This window comes from Microbacterium sp. K24, assembly GCF_004794465.1.
Classification (GTDB): domain Bacteria; phylum Actinomycetota; class Actinomycetes; order Actinomycetales; family Microbacteriaceae; genus Microbacterium.
Genome location: NZ_SSDJ01000091.1, coordinates 1 through 16692, shown reverse-complemented (window position 1 = coordinate 16692; position 16692 = coordinate 1). Strand labels below are relative to the sequence as shown.

General features: G+C 67.6%; 19 protein-coding genes. 2 read left to right on the top strand and 17 right to left on the bottom strand.

Going from position 1 to position 16692, the window contains the following annotated elements; all coding sequences use genetic code 11:
- The 14 genes from DW306_RS07670 to prmC all read right to left on the bottom strand — a co-directional run.
- On the bottom strand, positions 1 to 621 hold a 621-nt coding region (locus tag DW306_RS07670), incomplete at its 3' end, for a hypothetical protein (RefSeq protein ID WP_136055024.1).
- A 139-nt stretch (positions 622 to 760) separates the two neighbouring features.
- Entirely contained in the window at positions 761 to 1507 is a 747-nt protein-coding gene (gene yaaA, locus DW306_RS07665) for a peroxide stress protein YaaA (RefSeq protein ID WP_136055023.1), read from the bottom strand.
- A 91-nt stretch (positions 1508 to 1598) separates the two neighbouring features.
- Positions 1599 to 1859, bottom strand: a complete 261-nt coding sequence (locus DW306_RS07660; RefSeq protein ID WP_136055022.1) for a F0F1 ATP synthase subunit epsilon — start codon at positions 1857 to 1859, stop codon at positions 1599 to 1601.
- A 2-nt stretch (positions 1860 to 1861) separates the two neighbouring features.
- On the bottom strand, positions 1862 to 3316 hold the full coding sequence (gene atpD / locus DW306_RS07655; RefSeq protein ID WP_136055021.1) for a F0F1 ATP synthase subunit beta: 1455 nt from the start codon (positions 3314 to 3316) through the stop codon (positions 1862 to 1864).
- A 21-nt stretch (positions 3317 to 3337) separates the two neighbouring features.
- Positions 3338 to 4237, bottom strand: coding sequence for a F0F1 ATP synthase subunit gamma (locus DW306_RS07650; RefSeq protein WP_136055020.1), 900 nt, complete (start codon positions 4235 to 4237; stop codon positions 3338 to 3340).
- 20 nt (positions 4238 to 4257) lie between these two features.
- Positions 4258 to 5898, bottom strand: coding sequence for a F0F1 ATP synthase subunit alpha (atpA, locus tag DW306_RS07645; RefSeq protein ID WP_136055019.1), 1641 nt, complete (start codon positions 5896 to 5898; stop codon positions 4258 to 4260).
- A gap of 47 nt (positions 5899 to 5945) precedes the next feature.
- Positions 5946 to 6737 (bottom strand): F0F1 ATP synthase subunit delta, encoded by a 792-nt coding sequence (locus DW306_RS07640; RefSeq protein ID WP_136055018.1) that lies wholly within the window; start codon positions 6735 to 6737, stop codon positions 5946 to 5948.
- Positions 6737 to 7294 carry a F0F1 ATP synthase subunit B gene (locus tag DW306_RS07635; protein WP_136055017.1) on the bottom strand — a complete coding sequence of 186 codons (558 nt, stop codon included), beginning with the start codon at positions 7292 to 7294 and terminating at the stop codon, positions 6737 to 6739. Before DW306_RS07635 ends, DW306_RS07640 begins: the two co-directional genes overlap by 1 nt.
- Before the next feature lie 27 nt (positions 7295 to 7321).
- Positions 7322 to 7561 carry an ATP synthase F0 subunit C gene (gene atpE / locus DW306_RS07630; RefSeq protein WP_045265023.1) on the bottom strand — a complete coding sequence of 80 codons (240 nt, stop codon included), beginning with the start codon at positions 7559 to 7561 and terminating at the stop codon, positions 7322 to 7324.
- 57 nt (positions 7562 to 7618) lie between these two features.
- Positions 7619 to 8407, bottom strand: a complete 789-nt coding sequence (atpB, locus tag DW306_RS07625; RefSeq protein ID WP_240747109.1) for a F0F1 ATP synthase subunit A — start codon at positions 8405 to 8407, stop codon at positions 7619 to 7621.
- A gap of 143 nt (positions 8408 to 8550) precedes the next feature.
- On the bottom strand, positions 8551 to 9069 hold the full coding sequence (locus tag DW306_RS07620) for a hypothetical protein (protein WP_136055015.1): 519 nt from the start codon (positions 9067 to 9069) through the stop codon (positions 8551 to 8553).
- Complete coding sequence (locus tag DW306_RS07615; RefSeq protein ID WP_136055014.1) at positions 9069 to 10238, bottom strand: MraY family glycosyltransferase; 1170 nt, start codon at positions 10236 to 10238, stop codon at positions 9069 to 9071. The genes DW306_RS07620 and DW306_RS07615 overlap by 1 nt, the downstream gene beginning before the upstream one ends.
- Positions 10235 to 10975 carry an L-threonylcarbamoyladenylate synthase gene (locus tag DW306_RS07610; protein ID WP_136055013.1) on the bottom strand — a complete coding sequence of 247 codons (741 nt, stop codon included), beginning with the start codon at positions 10973 to 10975 and terminating at the stop codon, positions 10235 to 10237. Before DW306_RS07610 ends, DW306_RS07615 begins: the two co-directional genes overlap by 4 nt.
- A gap of 52 nt (positions 10976 to 11027) precedes the next feature.
- Complete coding sequence (gene prmC / locus DW306_RS07605) at positions 11028 to 11888, bottom strand: peptide chain release factor N(5)-glutamine methyltransferase (RefSeq protein ID WP_136055012.1); 861 nt, start codon at positions 11886 to 11888, stop codon at positions 11028 to 11030.
- A gap of 101 nt (positions 11889 to 11989) precedes the next feature.
- Here prmC and cysK point away from each other — a divergent pair, with 101 nt between their 5' ends.
- Both cysK and epsC read left to right on the top strand, forming a co-directional pair.
- Positions 11990 to 12928, top strand: coding sequence for a cysteine synthase A (cysK, locus tag DW306_RS07600; protein WP_136055011.1), 939 nt, complete (start codon positions 11990 to 11992; stop codon positions 12926 to 12928).
- Positions 12925 to 13500: a serine O-acetyltransferase EpsC gene (gene epsC, locus DW306_RS07595; protein WP_136055010.1), complete on the top strand. Its 576-nt coding sequence runs from the start codon at positions 12925 to 12927 to the stop codon at positions 13498 to 13500. Before cysK ends, epsC begins: the two co-directional genes overlap by 4 nt.
- A gap of 15 nt (positions 13501 to 13515) precedes the next feature.
- Here epsC and DW306_RS07590 read toward each other — a convergent pair whose 3' ends face one another.
- The 3 genes from DW306_RS07590 to rho form a co-directional block, all read right to left on the bottom strand.
- Entirely contained in the window at positions 13516 to 13920 is a 405-nt protein-coding gene (locus DW306_RS07590) for a phage holin family protein (RefSeq protein ID WP_136055009.1), read from the bottom strand.
- Positions 13921 to 13952: 32 nt separating this feature from the next.
- A complete protein-coding gene (prfA, locus tag DW306_RS07585; RefSeq protein ID WP_136055008.1) occupies positions 13953 to 15032 on the bottom strand; it encodes a peptide chain release factor 1 in 1080 nt (359 codons plus the stop codon).
- Between the two features lie 11 nt (positions 15033 to 15043).
- A partial coding sequence (gene rho, locus DW306_RS07580; protein ID WP_205814117.1) for a transcription termination factor Rho occupies positions 15044 to 16692 on the bottom strand: 1649 nt, incomplete at its 5' end.

The following is a 16692-nucleotide window of genomic DNA, read 5'->3' as shown; positions in this document are numbered from 1 at the left end:
CGCGTAACCCGGCTGCGCGGGCGGCGTGTAACCAGGCTGTGCCGGCGGGGCGTATCCGGGCTGTGCCGGCGGCGCGTATCCCTGGGGAGCTGCCCCGTAGCCCTGCTGCGGCGCGGCGGCCGACGGCTGCACGGGGATGCCGTCCCACACGGTGCGGTCGGCGAGGAATCCGTTGCCGGCCCACGAGGCGGGCTGGATGTTCGGGTTCCAGCGCGACTTGTCGAACGCGTTGATGCCGAGCCACACGATGCTCAGGAGCACGTAGAGCACGACCCAGACGGCATCCTTCTGGAGCTTGAGTCCGACCCGCCAGGCGGCGATCGCGGAGAGCACGCCGAGGGCGATCGAGAAGATGAAGCCGATACCGATCCAGCTGAGGAGCGCAGCGCCGCCGATGCCGTAGAGCACGAGCCACGGGCTGAGGTCACCGAGCTTGAAGAAGATCATCACGTTGTACACGGGCACCCAGGCACGCCACTTGCCCTGCACACCGGCCTTCTCGAAGATCTTCATGTAGAAGAGAGAGCCCAGCACGTAGCCGGCGATCGCGATCAGGAAGATCACGAAAGAATATGCGAGAAGCAGGCCGACGTAGCCTGCTCCGTAGTCGTCGTAATCCATGAGACTCACATTCTTTGGTCTCGGGAGACGGCTTTCGCCCCCCGCAACGAAGCGACCGCCTCGCATTGGACATGGTAGCGGTGCGCATGGGGGCGGGCAACGAACCACGCGGGAGAGATATATCGCGCGACACGGAGCGTCATTCGGCGACGACGAGCTCCAGAACTCCGGGTTCCTCGGTGTCACGAAGGACGATGTCCCGCGCGGTCGCCCAGCGGTGCAGAGCCCGCACCGACGCGATACGGGGGCGATCCTCCGCCAGCGCCCGCACCAGCAGCCCCTTGGACTTCTTGTTGAAGTGGTTGAGCGCCCGACCGTGCTCCGTCACCACGCGGACGTACGAGGAGGGGACGGATGCCGGGACGGGTCCGAGCGCCACATACGCCTCGCTCCGCAGGTCGAGCACGAACGGCGGCTCCGACTCCGCGATGGCCGACGATGTCGCCTCCGCCCAGTGGCGACGCAGAGCGGGCAGGCCGGGCACGGACGTGCCCGCCGAGAGCCGGTACGCCGGAAGCCCGTCCAGGGCGCCGACGGGTCCGAGGGGTGCGCTGTGGATCCACACGTGCTCCCCCAGCCAGCGGCGGGACGCCTTCGACAGGCTGGCGGCGTCGAGCGCATCGAAGAGCACGCCGGTGTAGCGGTCGATCGCCGGCATGGTCGGTGCCGTGCGCAGCATCCGGTTGTGCGCGATGTCGCCCGCCTGACGCTCGCTGAGCTTCAGGACGCGCCGCGCGGTCGCCTCATCGGCGGCGAGGTCGACGAGGGCGTCGACGGTCGCGGAACGATGCGCCTGCAGGCCGGGCAGCGCCAAAGACGCGAGTTCCAGCGGAGCACCGTTTCCACCGGGCCGTTTGGTCTCGGAGGGAGGAAGCAGGATCTTCATGGGACCTCGGGGGAAGACGCGACCGCCCCGGACCGCCCGCGCTCGGTGAGGAGCGACGGACGGTCCGGGGCGGACGCGTGGAACAGAACTGCTAGGCGATGAGAGCCGCGTTGCCGGCGACGATCGTCAGGGTGTCGCCCTCCATCGAGAGGAACCCATCCTGCGCGTTGGCCAGCACCTTCGTGCCGTCCAGCTGCGTGATCCGCACCTCACCCTCGGCGAGGATGGCGAGCACCGGCTCGTGACCGGTCATGAAGCCGATCTCGCCCTCGACGGTCTTGGCGACCACGAGGCTCGCCTCTCCCGTCCAGACCTCCGCGTCGGCGGAGACGAGGCTGACGTTGAGCGCCATGGTCAGCCGTTCTCCTTCTGGATGCGCGCCCACTGCTCTTCGACGTCGGAGATGCCGCCGACGTTGAAGAAGGCCTGCTCAGCGACGTGGTCGAAGTCACCGCGGGTGATCGCATCGAACGACTCGATGGTCTCCTTGAGCGGGACGGTCGAACCCTCGACACCCGTGAACTTCTTGGCCATGTAGGTGTTCTGCGAGAGGAACTGCTGGATGCGGCGTGCACGCGACACGACGATCTTGTCTTCCTCGGAGAGCTCGTCGACACCGAGGATCGCGATGATCTCCTGCAGTTCCTTGTTCTTCTGGAGGATCTGCTTGACGGTGGTCGCGACGCGGTAGTGGTCCTCGCCCAAGTACCGGGGGTCCATGATCCGCGACGTCGAGGTCAGCGGGTCGATGGCCGGGTACAGACCCTTCGACGCGATCTCACGAGAGAGCTCGGTCGTGGCGTCGAGGTGGGCGAAGGTGGTCGCCGGAGCCGGGTCGGTGTAGTCATCGGCCGGCACGTAGATCGCCTGCAGCGAGGTGATCGAGTGACCACGCGTCGAGGTGATGCGCTCCTGGAGCACACCCATCTCGTCGGCGAGGTTCGGCTGGTAGCCCACCGCGGACGGCATGCGACCGAGAAGCGTCGAGACCTCGGAACCTGCCTGCGTGAAGCGGAAGATGTTGTCGATGAAGAGCAGCACGTCCTGCTTCTGCACGTCACGGAAGTACTCCGCCATCGTCAGAGCCGAGAGGGCGACGCGCAGACGCGTTCCCGGCGGCTCGTCCATCTGGCCGAAGACGAGGGCCGTCTTGTCGAAGACACCCGCCTCTTCCATCTCGTGGATCAGGTCGTTGCCCTCACGGGTGCGCTCACCGACACCGGCGAACACCGACACACCACCGTGGTCCTGCGCGACGCGCTGGATCATCTCCTGGATGAGCACGGTCTTTCCGACACCGGCTCCACCGAACAGACCGATCTTTCCACCCAGCACGTAGGGGGTCAGGAGGTCGATCGACTTGATGCCGGTCTCGAACATGGTCGTCTTCGACTCGAGCTGGTCGAAGTTCGGCGCCTTGCGGTGGATCGGCCAGCGCTCGGTGACCTCGATGGTCTCGCCGGGCTCGAGGTTGAGGACCTCGCCGATCACGTTGAAGACCTTGCCCTTGGTGACGTCGCCGACGGGAACCGAGATGGCCTCACCGGTGTCGCGCACCTCCTGGCCGCGGACGATGCCGTCGGTCGGCTTCAGGGCGATGGCGCGGACGAGGTCGTCGCCGAGGTGCTGAGCGACCTCGAGCGTGATCTCGACGGAGGAGTCGCCGATCACGATCGTGGTCTTCAGTGCGTTGTAGATGTCGGGGATCGAGTCGTGCGGGAACTCGATGTCGACAACCGGACCGTTGACGCGTGCGACGCGCCCGACGACCGCGGTCGCCGGCTGGTCAGCCGGGGCGGTGAGGGTCATTTTCGTCTCTTTCCTGATGGTCTATTTGCTCGACGAGAGGGCGTCGGCGCCGCCGACGATCTCTGCGATCTGCTGCGTGATCTCCGCCTGACGCGCGTTGTTGCGCAGACGGGTGTAGTCGGTGATGAGCTTGTCGGCGTTGTCGCTGGCGGACTTCATCGCCTTCTGCGTCGCGGCCTGCTTGGCGGCGGACGACTGCAGGAGAGCGTTGAAGACGCGGCTCTGGATGTACACCGGCAGGATCGCGTCCAGCACGGTCTCGGCATCCGGCTCGAACTCGTAGAGCGGGTAGACGGTGTTGCCCGCCTCCGACTCGTCGGCTTCCGAGATCTCCAGCGGAAGCAGGCGCACGGACTCCGGCGACTGCGTCATCATGCTGACGAAACGGTTGTACACGAGGTGGATCTCGTCGACTCCGCCTTCATCCGCGCCGCGGTTGAAGTCCTCGAGCAGCTGCTGCGAGATCTCTTCCGCGGTGTGGAACGACGGGGTGTCGGTGTCGCCGGTCCACTCCGCGGCCGCCGCGATGCGACGGAACTGGAAGTAGCCGACGGCCTTGCGGCCGACGAGGTAGAACACCGGCTCCTTGCCCTGCCCGCGCAGGAGCTCCGCCACCTCGAGACCCTCGCGGAGGATCTGCGAGTTGAAGGCTCCGGCCAGACCGCGGTCCGACGAGAAGATCACGACCGCGGAGCGGCGGATCGTCTCGGGCTCGCGGGTGAGCGGGTGGTCGACGTTCGAGTGCGTCGCGACGGCAGAGACGGCCCTCGTCACGGCCCGCGCGAAGGGGCTGGACGCCTTGACGCGTGCCATCGCCTTCTGGATGCGCGAAGCCGCGATGAGTTCCATCGCCTTCGTGATCTTCTTGGTCGTCTGAGCAGAAGAGATCTTCTGCTTGTAGACCCTGAGTTGAGCGCCCATGAATTCAGTACCTCACGCGGTTACGCGCGACGACCCTTGACGATCTTCTCCTGGTTGACGTCTTCCGCCTCGGCCGCCTCGTGCTCTTCGCGGCCCGGGGCGCCGATGCCGGCTCCCTTGCCACCCTGGAACTCCAGGACGAAGGCATCGGTGTGCTTCTCGAGCTCTGCGACCGTGTCGTCATCGAGGACGTTGGTCTCGCGCAGGGTCTCGAGGACCTTGGTGTTACGACGCAGGTAGTCCAGGAGCTCGCGCTCGAAGCGGAGCACATCGGAGACCTCGATCGTGTCGAGCTTGCCCTTCGTTCCGGCCCAGATCGAGACGACCTGCTCCTCGACGGGGTACGGCGAGTACTGCGGCTGCTTGAGCAGCTCGGTGAGACGCGCACCGCGGGAGAGCTGACGACGCGATGCCTGGTCGAGGTCGGACGCGAACATCGCGAACGCCTCGAGCGAGCGGTACTGCGCCAGCTCCAGCTTCAACGTGCCGGAGACCTTCTTGATCGACTTCACCTGCGCGTCACCACCGACTCGCGAGACGGAGATACCCACGTCGACCGCCGGACGCTGGTTGGCGTTGAAGAGGTCGGACTGGAGGAAGATCTGACCGTCGGTGATCGAGATCACGTTGGTCGGGATGTACGCCGAGACGTCGTTCGCCTTCGTCTCGATGATCGGGAGACCCGTCATCGATCCCGCGCCGAGCTCGTCAGAGAGCTTCGCGCAGCGCTCCAGCAGACGGGAGTGCAGGTAGAAGACGTCACCCGGGTAGGCCTCGCGGCCCGGCGGACGACGCAGGAGGAGCGAGACGGCGCGGTAGGCCTCGGCCTGCTTCGACAGGTCGTCGAAGATGATGAGGACGTGCTTGCCGCCGTACATCCAGTGCTGACCGATCGCGGAACCCGTGTAGGGAGCGAGGTACTTGAAGCCGGCGGGGTCTGATGCCGGAGCGGCCACGATCGTGGTGTACTCCAGAGCGCCGGCCTCTTCGAGCGCGCCCTTCACCGAGGCGATGGTCGAACCCTTCTGGCCGATGGCGACGTAGATGCAGCGCACCTGCTTGTTGACGTCGCCGGACTCCCAGTTGGCCTTCTGGTTGATGATCGTGTCGATCGCGATGGCCGTCTTGCCGGTCTGGCGGTCGCCGATGATCAGCTGACGCTGACCGCGGCCGACGGGGATCATCGCGTCGATGGCCTTGATGCCGGTCTGCATCGGCTCGTGGACCGACTTGCGCTGCATGACGCCGGGCGCCTGCAGCTCGAGCTCGCGGACCGCCTCGGTGGCGATCGAGCCGAGGCCGTCGATCGGGTTGCCGAGCGGGTCGACGACGCGGCCGAGGTAGCCGTCGCCGACGGGGACCGAGAGGACCTCGCCGGTGCGGGTGACCTCCTGGCCGGCTTCGACGCCGGTGAACTCGCCGAGGACGACCACACCGATCTGGTGCTCGTCGAGGTTCAGCGCGAGACCCTTGGTGCCGTCTGCGAAGGTCACGAGCTCGTTCGCCATGACGCCGGGCAGGCCCTCGACATGCGCGATACCATCCGCGGCGTCGATGACGGTGCCGACCTCGGTCGCCGCGGCCCCGGTGGGCTCGTAGGCGGCGGCGAAGTCCTTCAGCGCGTCACGGATGACGTCGGGGCTGATCGATAGTTCTGCCATTGTCTTCCCTTTGTATCTGGGTGCGCGGTTCCCCGCGCGAAGTCGTGTTAGCCCGCGAGCTTCTGGCGAAGATCTGCGAGTCGAGCGGAGATGCTGCCGTCGATGACGTCATCGGCGATCTGCACGCGCAGGCCTCCGAGGACGGCAGGGTCGATGACGACGTTGAGCGTGACCTTGCCGTCGTAGCGCTGCGAGAGCGCGTCGCTGAGACGGGTGCGCTGCGCGTCGTTGAGCGCGGACGCGGTGTGGACCGTGGCCACGACTCGACCGTGCTGGCTCGAGACGATGCGCGTGGCGCGGCTGAGCAGCTGGCGCACACGCCGCTCGCGCGGCTGGCGCACGAGCGAGGAGACGATCAGCGTGACCGGAGCGCTGGAGCCGCCGTCGGCGAGCAGGCGCTCGACGAGTGCGACCTTGGCGTCCGCTCCCCCGAGGCGGCTGCCCAGGGCGAGTTCCAGCTCGGCGTTCGCGGCGATGACCCGGGAGAAGCTGAAGAGCTCCGCCTCGATGTCGGCGCCGGGTTCTGCGATCGCTGCAGCGCGGATCGCGAGCTCCTCGATGCCGTCCACCAGCTGGTCCGCGTTCGACCAGCGCTCGGAGACGACGGTCTTCAGAACGCTCTGAGCGTCTGCGGAGAACCCGCCGAAAACGGCTGCGACGACGTTCTGTCGCGCGTCGGCCGGAGCCGAGGGGTCGGCAAGCGCGCCGCTCAGCTGGGACGACTCGCTCACGGCGCGCCCGGCAGCGAAGAGCTCCCGTGCGGTGTCGAGAGTGACGCCCTTCGCTGCGGCAAGCGTCTCGATGGATGCCGCGAGTGCCTGAGTGGTCGCGCTGCCCATTACTGAGCCGCCTTCTCGGATGCCTCGAGGTCGGCGAGGAAGCGATCGACGACTGCCGTGGCACGTGCGTCGTCGGAGAGGGTCTCTCCGACCACACCGCCGGCGAGGTCGAGGGCCAGGGAGCCCACCTCGCTGCGCAGCGAGACGAGAGCGGTCTGACGCTCGGCCTCGATCTGCGTGTGCGCGGTCGCGGTGATGCGCGCAGCCTCGCTGCTCGCAGCATCCTTCGCCTCGGCGACGATCTTCTTGCCGTCCTCGCGGGCGGCCTCACGGATCTCACCGGCCTCGGTGCGAGCCTCCGCCAGCTGGCGGGTGTACTCCTCGAGAGCTGCTTCGGCCTTCTTCTGCGCCTCGTCAGCCTTCGCCATGTTGCCTTCGATGGCAGCCGAACGCTCGTCGAGCATCTTCTTCAGTCGGGGCAGGGCGACCAACCACACGACGAGGAGGATGATGACGAACCACACGCCCGACCAGATGATGTCGTACCACGCGGGGATCAGCGGGTTGTGAGCCGCCTCGCCCTCTGCTGCGAGGTTCGTGACAAGAGCATTCAGCATCCTGTCTCCTTCAGAAGTCGGTAGATATTACGCGGGGAACGGGATGAATGCGACGGCGATGCCGACGAACGCAAGCGCCTCGGTGAAGGCGATACCGATCCACATGAGGACCTGAAGGCGACCGGCCAGCTCGGGCTGACGGGCGACGCCCTCGATGGTCTTGCCGACGACGATACCCACGCCGATGGCCGGGCCGATGGCTGCGAGGCCGTAGCCGACCGCACCGATGTGACCGTTGATTTCAGCGAGAACCGTAGTTGCGTCCACGGGTTTTTCCTTTCGTTGGGTGGGAGGGCTGATGCCCGCCCGCTCAGAGTCTGTTGCTCAGTGCTCTTCTGCGACCGCGAGCTGGATGTAGACCGCGGTGAGGACGGTGAAGACGTAGGCCTGCAGGACGGCCACCAGGATCTCGAAGATCGTGAAGGCGCCGCCGAAGGCGAGGGTTCCGACGCCGAGGGCGGCCCAGCCGCCACCGACGGTGAAGAAGAAGAACTGGGTCGCCGCGAAGCAGAGGACCAGGATCATATGACCGACGACCATGTTCATCAGCAGTCGCAGGGTGAGTGTCACCGGGCGGATGATGAAGGTCGAGAGGAGCTCGATCGGGGTGACGATGATGTACACCGGCCACGGCACTCCCGCCGGGAACAGCGCGTTCTTGAAGAAGTTCTTCGGGCTCTTCTTGATACCGGCGTAGATGAACGTGACATAGCTGACGAGCGCGAGCACGAGGGGAACCGCGATGATGCTGGTTCCGGCGATGTTCAGGAACGGGATGATGCCGGTGATGTTCATGAACAGCACCATGAAGAAGATCGTCGTGAGGATCGGCAGGAAGCGGTCGCCGTCCTTGCGTCCGAGCAGGTCGTGCGCGATGTTGCCGCGGACGAGACCGAGACCCATCTCGACCAGGCTCTGGAAGCGGCCCGGCACGACCTTCATGCGACGCGTGCCGAGCCAGAGGATCAGGACGACGGCGATGACGGAGAGGAACTGCACCAGATGGATGCGGTGCACCGGGATGACACCGAACGCATTGAAGAGGATCTCCGGGAAGAACTCATCGATCGACGGGCCGTGGAACTCGCCGTCAGTGGCGAGTCGAGGGATCAGGGTCGCAGCAAGATTAAACAGCGCGGGCTCCAGCTTCGGGGCACCGGTCTAAACCGGGGCGACGATGGTCGGTGTGCTATCAGCGCAAGCGCTCGCGGGCGAGCGGCGGGCACTCCTCAACACTATCAGAATCTGAGGATGCCCTAAGACCGGGGGCCTGCCTCGGCGGAGCCCGCATCCGGCCGATTCTGCGAGCCGGGGGCCACATCCTCCGGCACCTCGGTCGGGAGCGTCGTGTCGCTCACGTTCGGAAGCCGCATGCGCGTGAGCACCAGCACGTCGATGATGAGCGACATGATGACGCCGGCGACGATCGACAGGAAGAAGACCATCGGCTCCAGCCACGGCTGGCCCCCGAGCAGGATCATCACCACGACGAACAGGCCGAGCTTCAGCAGCCAGCCTCCGAGCACGATCGCGAAGAAGAGCTGCACGTAGATCGGATCGCCGTACCAGCGGTTCGCGACGAGGATGCTGATGCCGGTGATCGCCAGGAAGAGGGCGGCGAGGAGCACGCCGAGCAGACCGCTCACGAGCCCCTCCCCCTGCGCGACGAGGAATCCGACCCCGCCGGCGACGATCGCGAGCACCGCGGTGGCCACCGCCGACCAGATGAGGGTGCGTCGCAGGATCGGGGTGCTGGAAACGGGGCTGGGGCTCATCAGGACTCCACGGGTGTCGGATCGGGTGCAACCGCTGCCGGGCGTTTTCTGCGGCGGGTAGGACTGAGGGTGATGACGAGGCAGGCGGCGATGCCCACGATGCCGAAGCCGACGCCGGGCAGGTACTGGCCGGGCCAGTCCTCGCGTGCGCCGACGTACATGAGCAGCACGGCGAGCGAGATCACGGCCGTCCATGCGTAGAAGATGAGCACCGCATCGCGGTCGCGGTGCCCGAGGTCGAGCATCCGGTGATGCAGGTGCTTGCGATCAGGCGAGAACGGCGACTTGCCGGCGTTCATGCGGCGCAGCACGGCCAGCCCGAAATCGAGCAGTGGCAGCAGGACGACGAGCAGCGGCAGCAGGATCGGGATGAAGGCACCGAGCAGCTGCGAGCGTCCGAGGCGCTCGGGGTCCAGGGCGGACGGGTCCATCTGCCCGGTGAGCGCGATCGCGGAGGTCGACATCAGGAGTCCGAGGACGAGCGCCCCCGAGTCGCCCATGAAGAGCTTCGCGGGGCTCCAGTTCAGCGGCAGGAAGCCGAGGCACGCCCCGATCAGGACCGCGGCGATGAACGTCGAGAGGTTGAAGTAGCTGGACGCGCCGGAGTCGCGCGTGAAGATGTACGAATAGGCGAAGAAGACGCCGTTGGAGATGAGGCAGACGCCGGCGACGAGACCGTCGAGTCCGTCGATGAAGTTCACGGCATTCATGACGATCACGATCGCGAACATCGTCATCGTGATGCTGACCCAGCTCGAGAACACGATCAGATCGCCGAACGGCAGCGACAGGATCTGCAGTCCGCCTCCCACCGTGATGATGCCCGCGGCGAGGAACTGGGCGCCGAGCTTGATCATCCAGTCCAGGTCCCAGAGGTCGTCGACCACGCCGATCACTGCGATCAGGAAGGAGGCTCCGAGGATCGACCACATCGTGATCGGCGGGATCCAGATGCTCTGGAAGAAGGGGTTCGCCGCGGAGAAGGCGAAGGCGGCGGCGATGCCGAGGAAGATCGCGACTCCACCGAGCCGCGGCGTCGGTGTCGTGTGCACATCCCGGTCGCGGATGCCGGGGTAGAGCTTGAAGCGCAGGCTCAGACGCCAGACCGCCCACGTCAGCCCGAAGGTGACGACGGCGGTGAGGACGATCGTGAACAGATACTGCTTCACGGATTCCCGTCCTGCTCCTCCGGGTGATCCTCGTGCGCGTGCTCCTCGTTCGGCTCCTGCGTGTCGTCGGGTTCGAGCAGGTCGCCGAGCACCTCGTGCAGCTGCTCGCGGGTGACGACGCCGTAGCGCAGGATGCGCACGAGACCGGGCTCTTCGTCGCCGCGCCGGACGAGTGAGGTGGCGTCGACGATGGTCGACGCGATGCCGTTCTTGCTCATGCCGTCGGCGAGGTACACCGCCACGCTGTCGCCGAGCATCTTCTCCGCGTCGAGAGCCGAGATCGCGGCATCCCGTCCGGTGAGGTTCGCACTCGACACGGCGAGCGGTCCCGTCTCGGCGAGCAGCTCGAGGGCGACGTGCCCCTCCGGCATCCGCACGGCGACGGTCCCCAGCGTCTCGCCCAGATCCCACACCAGCGATGGCTGCGCGGGCAGCACGATCGTGAGGCCGCCCGGCCAGAACGCGTCGACGAGTCGCTGCACGGGCTCCGGCACCGACTCGGCGAGAGCGGCGAGCGTGTCCTTCGAGCCGATCAGCACGGGCGGCGGCTGGTCGCGACCGCGGCCCTTGGCATCGAGCAGTCGCTGCACGGCCGTCGGTGAGAAGGCGTCGGCGGCGACACCGTAGACGGTGTCGGTGGGCATGACGATGAGTTCGCCGCGGCCGATGGCCTGACGCGCATTGCGCATCCCGGCGAGCAGCTGCGCCTCGTCGCGGCAGTCGAAGATGGTTGACATGACGGTTCGATTCTATCCAGGCCGACTGCGGCAGATGCTCGACGTCAGCTGATCACGGTCGGAGGGCGGTGGTCGTGCGGTCGCGCAGCGTCAGGTCGCGGTGGGTCGCGGCCGCGCGCCAGCCGTCCGCCGTGAGCAGCTCCCTGATGGATGCGCCCTGCAGCTCGCCGTGCTCGATCACCAGCAGGCCGCCCGGTCGGAGCAGCGCGAGCGCGCGTGAGCTCAGCACGCGGACCACGTCGAGCCCGTCCTCTCCCCCGTACAGCGCCATCGACGGGTCGAACATCCGCACCTCCGGGTCGCGCGGGATCGCCGCGTCCGGCACGTACGGCGGATTCGAGATGACGACGGATGCCGTGCCGTCGAGTTCCGGGAACGCCTCGCCGAGGTCCGCGAGCACGAGGGTGAGGTTCTCCACTCCCGCGACGTTGCGGCTCGCCCAGGCATGGGCATCGGGCGACAGCTCCGCGGCGAAGATGCGGGCATGCGGGACCTCGGTCGCCATCGCCAGCGCGATCGCACCGCTCCCGGTGCCGAGATCCACCCCGATCGGCGCGGGCTCCGGCGCGTTCGACAGCGCGTCGATCGCGTACTGCGCCACCGTCTCCGTCTCCGGACGCGGCACGAAGACGCCGGGACCGACCGCGAGCTCGAGATGCCGGAACGGCGCGGTGCCGGTGATGTGCTGCAGCGGCTCGCGGCCGCTGCGCCGGGTCACCAGGGCGTCGAACTCGGCAGCGTCGTCGGAGCTGATCCCGTCGCCCCGCACGATCGCCGCCTGCACCTCGCCCCGGCGCCGACCGAGCACATGACCGGCGAGCAGTTCGGCGTCGACCAGCGGATCGGGCACTCCGACGTCGGCGAGGCGCTGGGCTGCGGCGCGCACGACGGCGGCGAGGGAGGTGTCGGGCATGGCTTCCAGCGTAGAGTGCCGGTGACCCGTCACATTGCCGTCGCCCATAGGCGCCTCGCCTAGGCTGGTGCGGCAGCGACCCGCTCCCAGGAAGGCTCCTCATGCCCGGCATCCATTCCGACATCACGACCGCGTTCGGCAACACGCCGCTCGTCCGCCTGAACCGGGTCGCCGAAGGCGTCGACGCCACGGTGCTCGCGAAGCTCGAGTTCTACAATCCCGCGTCGAGCGTGAAGGACCGTCTCGGCATCGCCATCGTCGACGCGGCAGAGGCGTCCGGAGAGCTGAAGCCCGGCGGGACGATCGTCGAGGCGACCAGCGGCAACACCGGCATCGCCCTCGCGATGGTCGGTGCCGCCCGCGGTTATAAGGTGATCCTCACGATGCCGGCATCCATGTCGAAGGAGCGGCGCATGCTGCTCAAGGCGTTCGGCGCGGAGCTCGTGCTCACGGATCCGACGAAGGGCATGACGTTCGCGATCGCCGAGTCCGAGGCGATCGCCGCGAAGACGCCCGGCGCGGTGCTGGCGAAGCAGTTCGCCAATGAGGCGAACCCTGCGATCCACCGCAAGACCACCGCGGAGGAGATCCTCCGCGACACCGACGGCAAGGTCGACTACTTCGTCGCGGGCATCGGCACCGGCGGAACGATCACGGGTGTCGGGCAGGTGCTGAAGGAGCGCATCCCCGGAGTCAAGATCATCGCCGTCGAGCCGAAGGACTCCCCCATCCTCACGGAGGGCCACCCCGGTCCGCACAAGATCCAGGGCATCGGACCGAACTTCGTGCCCCCGATCCTCGACCGCGACGTGATCGACGAGGTCATCGACGTCACGTTCGACGATGCGATCCGCCTCGCCCGCGACACCGCGGCCAAGGACGGCATCCTCGTCGGAATGTCGAGCGGAGCAGCGATCTGGGCGGCACTCGAGATCGCCCAGCGCCCCGAGGCCGCCGGCAAGAACATCGTCGTGATCATCCCGTCGTTCGGAGAGCGCTACCTCTCGACGGCTCTGTACGAGCACCTCCGCGAAGAGTGAGCGTCTCGGTCTGGGCGCACGTGCGCGAAGACATCACCGCGGCGCGACTGCGCGACCCCGCGGCGCGCAGCGGTGTGGAGGTGGCCCTGCTGTATCCGGGGCTGCACGCGATCTGGGCGCACCGCGTCTGGCATGCGCTCTGGCGCCGCCGGCTGCGTCTGCTCGCCCGCGCGGGGTCTCAGCTCTCCCGCTGGCTGACGGGCATCGAGATCCACCCGGGTGCGCGGATCGGCCGACGCTTCTTCATCGACCACGGCATGGGAGTCGTGATCGGTGAGACGGCCGAGATCGGCGACGACGTGATGCTGTATCACGGCGTCACGCTCGGAGGCCGCACGCGCGACTCCGGCAAGCGCCATCCGACACTCGGTGACGGCGTCGCCGTCGGTGCGGGCGCGAAGATCCTCGGTCCGGTGACGATCGGCGCGGGATCCGTGGTCGGTGCGAACGCCGTGGTGACCCGCGACGCGCCCGCCGACAGCATCCTCGTCGGCGTTCCCGCCAAGCCGCGCCACCGCAGCATCGGCGAGGACACGCGGGCCCTGCTCACCGCACCCGACTACTCGATCTGAGTCGGGCTCACGGGTTCACCGGCGCGACTTCTCCGCGCCGTCGGAGCGCCGGAGGAAGATCAGCGGCAGCAGCACGCTGCCGAGCGCGGTGATCAGCCAGACGATGACCGCGCCGAGCAGCCACCCCGTCGCGTCGACGATGCGCAGGCCGCCGATGGGCAGCAACACGACGATGACCAGGGCGATCAGCGTCGAGATGATGCCGATGCCGCCCATCAGGACCGGCGCGTACCGGTCGGCCAGCTTACCCACGAGGGGCGCGAGAACGCTCTGCACGATCGCGAAGATCAGGATGCAGATGACGAAGCCCCACCACTTCGCCCACTGGATCTGGAAGCCCTCGAGGAGCGCATCGGCCACGATGAGACCGATGCCCGCAGAGACGACGTACATCAGCGCGCGGAACAGGAATGTGATCACGCGCCGAGCCTAGCGCTCGGCGGGTCGCGAGGTCAGGAGTCGTTGCCGACGGCGGCGAGCCGAGCCTCTTCGTCGGCGGTGATCGCGCTCTCGATGATCGGGTCGAGCGCGCCGTCCATCACCTGATCGAGGTTGTAGGCCTTGAACCCGGTGCGGTGATCCGCGATGCGGTTCTCCGGGAAGTTGTACGTGCGGATGCGCTCGGAGCGGTCCATGCCGCGGATCTGCGACTTGCGCGCGTCGGATGCCGCGGCATCCAGCTCCTCCTGCTGCCGCGCGAGCAGTCGCGCACGCAGCACGCGCATGCCGGCCTCGCGGTTCTGCAGCTGCGACTTCTCGTTCTGCATCGACACGACGATCCCCGTCGGCACGTGCGTGATGCGCACGGCGGAGTCCGTGGTGTTCACGGACTGGCCGCCGGGGCCCGACGATCGGAACACGTCGATCTTGAGGTCGTTCTGGTCGATCTGGATCTCCTCGGGCTCATCCACCTCGGGGAAGACCAGCACGCCGGTCGTCGAGGTGTGGATGCGGCCCTGCGACTCGGTCGCCGGCACGCGCTGCACGCGGTGCACGCCGCCCTCGTACTTGAGGTGCGCCCAGACGCCCTGCGCGGGGTCGGTCGACGAACCCTTGATCGCGACCTGCACGTCCTTGTAGCCGCCGAGGTCGGATTCGTTGCGCTCGAGGAGCTCGGTCTTCCATCCCTTCGACGCGGCGTACTGCACGTACATGCGCAGCAGGTCGGCGGCGAACAGCGCCGATTCGGCACCGCCCTCCCCCGCCTTGATCTCCATGATCACGTCGCGCGCATCGTCCGGGTCGCGCGGGATCAGCAGACGCCGCAGACGCTCCTGCGAGGCCTGCAGCTCCTCCTCCATCGCCGGGATCTCGGCCGCGATCGACTCGTCCTCGCGGGCGAACTCGCGCGCGGTCTCGAGGTCGTCGGTCGCAGCGACCCACGCCTCGTACGCGGCGACGATGCGCGACAGCTCCGCATAACGGCGGTTGACGCGCTTCGCACGACCGGCATCGGCGTGCACCGCCGGGTCGGAGAGCTCTTCCTGGACCCGGCGATGCTCGTCGATCAGAGTCTGGACGGACTCGAACACGGAACGGCCGCTCAGCGGATGTTGTTGTCGTGCCCGTGCGCGCCCGAGGAGAGCGCGGGGATCGACTTCTGCATCTGCACGAGGAACTCGACGTTGGAGTTCGTCTCCTTCAGCTTGCCGAGCACGACCTCGAGAGCCTGCTGCTGGTCGAGGCCCGCGAGGGCGCGACGCAGCTTCCAGGTGATCTTGACCTCGTCGGCCGAGAGCAGCATCTCCTCGCGGCGGGTGCTGGACGCGTTCACGTCGACCGCCGGGAAGATGCGCTTGTCGGCGAGCGAACGCGACAGGCGCAGCTCGCTGTTGCCGGTGCCCTTGAACTCCTCGAAGATGACCTCGTCCATCTTGGACCCGGTCTCGACGAGTGCCGTGGCGAGGATCGTGAGCGATCCGCCGTTCTCGATGTTGCGGGCGGCGCCGAAGAAGCGCTTGGGCGGGTACAGCGCCGAGGCGTCGACACCGCCGGTCAGCACACGACCGGATGCCGGGGCGGCGAGATTGTACGCGCGACCGAGGCGGGTGATCGAGTCGAGCAGCACGACGACGTCGCGGCCCAGCTCGACCAGGCGCTTGGCACGCTCGATCGCGAGCTCGGCGACCGTGGTGTGATCCTCGGCGGGGCGGTCGAAGGTCGAGGCGATGACCTCGCCCTTGACCGTGCGCTCCATGTCGGTGACCTCTTCGGGGCGCTCGTCGACGAGCACGACCATGAGGTGCACCTCGGGGTTGTTCTGCGCGATCGCGTTGGCGATCTGCTGCAGCACGATGGTCTTGCCGGCCTTCGGCGGTGCGACGATGAGACCGCGCTGGCCCTTGCCGATCGGCGCGACCAGGTCGATGATGCGCTGGGTCAGCTTCTCGGGCGCCGTCTCCAGGCGCAGACGCTCCTGGGGGTACAGCGGGGTGAGCTTGCCGAACTCGACGCGAGTGGCCGCGTCGTCGATCGACAGACCGTTGATCGAGTCGACCTTGACCAGGGCGTTGTACTTCTGGCGACCCTGCTGCTCGCCCTCGCGGGGCTGCTTGATCGAACCGACGACCGCGTCGCCCTTGCGGAGGTTGTACTTCTTCACCTGTCCGAGCGACACGTACACGTCGCTGGGACCGGCGAGGTAGCCCGTGGTGCGGACGAACGCGTAGTTGTCGAGGACGTCGAGGATGCCGGCGATCGGGATCAGGACGTCGTCCTCGCCGATCTCGGTGTCGAACTCGTCGGTCGGCGCACCGCTGCGGCGCTTGTTGCGCTGACGGTTGCGGTTGTTGCCGGCCTGGTCGTCGTCGGCGGCGGCGGCCTGCGGCTGCTGCTCCTGCGCGGCGCCGTTCTGTCCGCGACCACGGTTGCGGCTGCGGTTGCGGTTGCGGCCGCGGCCGCCCTGCTCGTCGCCGTCGGCGGAGTCGGAGGACGCGTCGTTGTTCTGCGCGTTGCCGTTCTGGCCGTTGCCGTTCTGGGCGTTGCCGTTCTGGGCGTTCTCGTTCTGGGTGCTGTCGTTCCGCGCGGAGCCGTTCCGGCCGTTGTCGCCGCGGCCGTTGTCGCCGCGGCCGTTGTCGCTGCGGCCGTTGTCCTTCGGTGCGGACTCGGTCGGCGCCTCGGCTGCGGCGGGCTCGGATGCCGGGGACTCGGCGTCTGCGGCGGGCTTCTGCGCACCGCGGCGGCCACGACCGG

Excerpts from the sequence above, each read along its gene's own strand:
- DW306_RS07610 (WP_136055013.1), bottom strand. The coding sequence starts at position 10,975 with ATGTCAACCATCTTCGACTGCCGCGACGAGGCGCAGCTGCTCGCCGGG.
- atpD (WP_136055021.1), bottom strand. The coding sequence starts at position 3,316 with ATGACCCTCACCGCCCCGGCTGACCAGCCGGCGACCGCGGTCGTCGGG.
- DW306_RS07635 (WP_136055017.1), bottom strand. The coding sequence starts at position 7,294 with ATGCTGAATGCTCTTGTCACGAACCTCGCAGCAGAGGGCGAGGCGGCT.
- DW306_RS07620 (WP_136055015.1), bottom strand. The coding sequence starts at position 9,069 with ATGAGCCCCAGCCCCGTTTCCAGCACCCCGATCCTGCGACGCACCCTC.
- cysK (WP_136055011.1), top strand. The coding sequence starts at position 11,990 with ATGCCCGGCATCCATTCCGACATCACGACCGCGTTCGGCAACACGCCG.
- DW306_RS07650 (WP_136055020.1), bottom strand. The coding sequence starts at position 4,237 with ATGGGCGCTCAACTCAGGGTCTACAAGCAGAAGATCTCTTCTGCTCAG.
- yaaA (WP_136055023.1), bottom strand. The coding sequence starts at position 1,507 with ATGAAGATCCTGCTTCCTCCCTCCGAGACCAAACGGCCCGGTGGAAAC.
- prmC (WP_136055012.1), bottom strand. The coding sequence starts at position 11,888 with ATGCCCGACACCTCCCTCGCCGCCGTCGTGCGCGCCGCAGCCCAGCGC.
- atpA (WP_136055019.1), bottom strand. The coding sequence starts at position 5,898 with ATGGCAGAACTATCGATCAGCCCCGACGTCATCCGTGACGCGCTGAAG.
- DW306_RS07660 (WP_136055022.1), bottom strand. The coding sequence starts at position 1,859 with ATGGCGCTCAACGTCAGCCTCGTCTCCGCCGACGCGGAGGTCTGGACG.
- DW306_RS07640 (WP_136055018.1), bottom strand. The coding sequence starts at position 6,737 with ATGGGCAGCGCGACCACTCAGGCACTCGCGGCATCCATCGAGACGCTT.